This is a genomic window from Stieleria sp. (assembly GCF_041595215.1).
GTDB classification, from domain to species: domain Bacteria; phylum Planctomycetota; class Planctomycetia; order Pirellulales; family Pirellulaceae; genus Stieleria; species Stieleria magnilauensis.
Genome location: NZ_JBFHKV010000814.1, coordinates 1 through 4,072 on the forward strand (window position 1 = coordinate 1; position 4,072 = coordinate 4,072).

Below are 4,072 nucleotides of genomic sequence, written 5' to 3' on the forward strand. Positions count from 1 at the left end.
ACCTCGGCGTCATAGGCTTCCAGCTTGATTCCCGAGAGCGGGAAACCTGCCAGCACACCACCGCCTTCGGCGCGGTCGCGAAGTTCTTGAATCGCGGCGTGCCGCACGTCGCCCTGCAACAGCGTGTCCGGCGGCAGCCGATCGAACACGATCGGCTTCGCGGAGCTGTCTTCCAGGGGCGACACCCGGACACTCAAACGGGCAAACATCTGGTTGGCGCCCATTTGCCGATTGCAGACACCGATGACGTCGGCTTTACCGCCAATCGTCTCACGGTAGTTGACTCGCGGTTTGTAGAACTTGACGTTTAACCCGAAGTCGCGAGTGAGCCGGTGTTGGATCACTTCCAGGTGCAGCTCGCCCATGCCGCTGATGATCGTCTGCCCCAGTTCTTCGTTGTCGACCGCGCGAAACGTCGGGTCTTGGCGACGCAACATGTCCAGGGTGTCATCGAGCTTCTTGCGATCGCCCGTGTTCTCCGGTTCGATCGCCATCGACAACACCGTGTCGGCGAACGTGATGCTGGGCAATTCGATCTGGTTCTGGGTGTCGCAGAGGGTATCGCCCGTGATGGCAAACCGAGGGCCGATGACACAGCAGATGTCCCCGGCGGCCAGCGATTCGGTTTGCCCGTCGCGTTCTTTTTTGGACGCGTGGATCTGCCACAGCTGGGCGACGTTTTCTTTCTTGTCGCGGTTGGGGCAATAGACCCGTGAGTTCTGTTTCAATTGTCCGCTGTAAATCCGAATCCAATAATTGTCGCCCGTCTTGGCAGGCAGGATCTTGAACACCAGCGCGCTAAACGGCTCGGTCGGGTCCGGTTTTCGGATCAGTTGCTGGTCCGGCTTTTTCGGATTGGTCCCTTCGACCGGTGGGCGGTCGAGCGGGCTGGGCAAGTAGTGCCCGACGGCGGTCATCAGCGGTTGGACACCGATGCCGTGCAGCGCCGACCCGCACAACACGGGTTGGATCGTCTGCTCGATACAGCCTTTGCGTAACGCTTTGCGAATCACGTCCACCGGCACTTCCTGGTCTTCCATCACCAGGGCCATCGCGTCGTCGTCAATCTCGCAAACCGTTTCCAGCAGTTGTTCACGCCACAGCAGCGCATCGTCCATCAACTCGTCGGGGATATCCGTTTGCGTGACCTCCTTGCCTTCGGTCGCCGGATCGAACTGCAGCAACTTCAGCTCGACCAGATCGATCACCCCGCGGAACGGGTTTTTGACGTGAGTCGGGCCTTGGCCGACGGGCAATTCGACCGCGACCGGTCGGCCGCCCAGTCGGGGACCGATGTCGTTGAAGACGGAATCAAAATCGGCGCCTTCGCGATCCATCTTGTTGATGAAAACGATTCGCGGCACGTTGTAGCGATCCGCTTGCCGCCACACCGTTTCGCTTTGTGCCTCGACGCCTTCCCGTGCCGAGAACACGACGACCGCGCCGTCCAAGACGCGCAAACATCGCTCCACTTCGGCGGTAAAGTCGACGTGCCCGGGCGTGTCGAGCAAGTTGATGTGGTACTTGTCCCAGCGGTACCTCACACAGGCGCTGAAGATGGTGATCCCGCGTTCCTGTTCTTCGGGGTCGTCATCGGTGTCGGTCGTGCCGTGGTCGACACGTCCGACGCGGTGCTTTGCGCCGCTGAGATACAGCATCCGTTCGGTGACTGTCGTTTTACCGGCATCGATATGAGCGATGATTCCAATGTTGCGCAGTAAATTGATGTCGGCAGACATGATTGATCAGGGGGTAGGGAAGTGGCAGCGGAGCTCCGCCGAGGGCAACGTCGATGGGAAGGATTTTGTAACGTCTTAGCGATTTCCGCTAGACCGCACAGGAATGGATCCGATGGGAACAAAAAACCGCGATCACGGCGGGATTGCCGTGTCGCGGTTTGAAAAGGTTGATTGCGTTGTAGTTTTGGGAGTGATCGGAACGCCGATCACCACGCAAAGTGTGCGAACGCCTTGTTGGCGTCGGCCATGCGGTGCGTGTTTTCGCGTTTGGTGTACGCGACGCCTTCCTTCTTGTATCCGGCCATGATTTCGTCGGCCAGCTTCAGGTGCATCGGACGGCCCTTCTTGCTACGGACCGCTTCGAGCAACCAGCGGATGGCCAAGCTTTGCTGACGGGCACGATTGACTTGCATCGGAACCTGGTAGCTGGCACCACCGACTCGCTTGCTGCGAACTTCGATGTACGGCTTGATGTTTTCCAGAGCGGCTTCGAAGACTTCGATCGGCTCGTCGCCTTCGGTCTCGCCACGTCGAGCGATTTCCGCCAACGCATCGTAGAAGACTTTCTGGGCGACGGTCTTCTTTCCATCCAGCATCAAGCAATTGATGAACTTTCCGGCCAGCATCGAATTGTGGCGTGGGTCGCCCTTGAGCTGTTTCTTACTTGCGGTGATCCGTCCCATTTCAAACTTTCAAATGTCGAGTGATGTTCGTTCTGAATAATGCGTGTTTCAAGCGGCCGAGCCGGCGATGCTATTTCTTGGCACCGTAGCGGCTGCGAGATCGTTTACGGCCTTCGACGCCCAACGCGTCACGGCTGCCGCGGACGACCTGGTAGCGAACACCGGGCAAGTCACGGATCCGGCCACCGCGAACGAGCACGATCGAGTGCTCCTGCAGGTTGTGACCTTCGCCGGGAATGTAAACGGTGACTTCTTTGCCGTTGCTCAACTTGACCCGCGAAATCTTTCGCAGTGCCGAGTTCGGCTTCTTGGGGGTCATCGTACGAACTTGCAGACAAACGCCCTGCTTTTGCGGGCATTTCTCCAGTACGGGAGACTTACTTTGGCGTTTTTTCAGTTTGCGTCGCTTGCGGACGAGTTGATTGATGGTGGGCATAGAGTCGTCGTTCTGGCGTTTATCCGTTGTTTGCCGTATTTGGAAGCGTGCAAGTATCGTGCCCTACCGGTTGGTGTCAAGGGCTGATCAGCAGTAAGATTTGGCGATGCCCATTTTGACCATTGAATCGACCTGTGACGAGACCGCTGCGGCGGTGATTTCCGACGACGGCCGCGTGCTCGGCGAGTGTGTCGCCACCCAAGAAACCCTGCACGAACAGTTCGGCGGGGTGGTCCCGGAAGTCGCTGCCCGGGCCCACGTCGAGCGGATTTTGCCCGTCATCGACACCGCGCTGCGAAAGGCCGGGCTGCAAGGCGCCGATTTGGATGCGATCGCCGTCGCCGACCGACCCGGATTGGCCGGATCGCTGCTGGTCGGAGTCGTCGCCGCCAAAACGCTGGCGGTGGCCTGGAAAAAGCCGCTGGTGGCGATCAATCACTTGCACGCCCATTTATACGCCTGCCAAATGGCGTCCGACGTGTCGGTCTATCCCTGTATCGGGCTGGTCGTCAGCGGCGGGCACACCAGTCTGTATCACTGCACCAGCCCGCTGGACCTGGAATACCTCGGCGGGACGATCGACGATGCGGCCGGGGAGGCGTTCGACAAGGTCGGCGCGATGCTCAATCTCGGCTTTCCCGGCGGGCCTGCGGTCTCTCGTTTGGCCGCCCAAGGGGATCCGAACGCTCACGCCTACCCGCGATCGATGCTCAAAGAACCCGGGTACCGCTTCAGTTTCAGCGGCCTAAAAACCGCGGTCCACTACAGCATCGCCCCGCCCGGCGTGAAGGATTTTTCGAACATCAACCTCAGCGATCAAGCCAAAGCCGATATCTGTGCCTCGTTTCAGGCCGCGGTCGTGGACGTGCTGGTCGCCAAATCGGTCCGCGCGGTCAAAGCGTACGAGGCCGGGTTTTTGATCGTCGGCGGCGGGGTCGCGGCCAATCCGGTGCTGCGCACGGGCCTGCAAACGGCCGCTGAAAAGAACGGTTTCCAGTTGGTGATCGCCCCGATGAATCTGTGCACCGACAATGCCGTGATGGGAGCGATTGCGCTCGAAAAAATTCGTCGCGGCGAATTCGCCCCCCTCGATCTCGACATCACCGCCGGCCTGCAACGCGGCTTCTAGTAGTAGTCTACCGCAGCTCAATTTTCGGGTAGTGGACGAGGCGACGAGTCCGAGAAGTGGACGAGGCGACGAGTCCGGGTAGTGG

4 protein-coding genes are annotated in these 4,072 nt (G+C 59.5%); 1 reads left to right on the forward strand and 3 read right to left on the reverse strand.

The genetic code is table 11. From position 1 onward, the window contains the following. The 3 genes from ABX749_RS24575 to rpsL all read right to left on the reverse strand — a co-directional run. The coding region (locus tag ABX749_RS24575; RefSeq protein ID WP_372898318.1) for an elongation factor G at nt 1-1,739 on the reverse strand (1,739 nt) is incomplete at its 3' end. A 206-nt stretch (nt 1,740-1,945) separates the two neighbouring features. After that, complete coding sequence (rpsG, locus tag ABX749_RS24580; RefSeq protein WP_095742114.1) at nt 1,946-2,422, reverse strand: 30S ribosomal protein S7; 477 nt, start codon at nt 2,420-2,422, stop codon at nt 1,946-1,948. A 70-nt stretch (nt 2,423-2,492) separates the two neighbouring features. After that, complete coding sequence (gene rpsL, locus ABX749_RS24585) at nt 2,493-2,858, reverse strand: 30S ribosomal protein S12 (protein WP_095742113.1); 366 nt, start codon at nt 2,856-2,858, stop codon at nt 2,493-2,495. A gap of 106 nt (nt 2,859-2,964) precedes the next feature. On the opposite strand from rpsL, the gene tsaD reads away from it, so the two are divergent. Continuing rightward, nucleotides 2,965-3,987, forward strand: a complete 1,023-nt coding sequence (gene tsaD / locus ABX749_RS24590; RefSeq protein ID WP_372898319.1) for a tRNA (adenosine(37)-N6)-threonylcarbamoyltransferase complex transferase subunit TsaD — start codon at nt 2,965-2,967, stop codon at nt 3,985-3,987. Nucleotides 3,988-4,072: the final 85 nt, after the last annotated feature.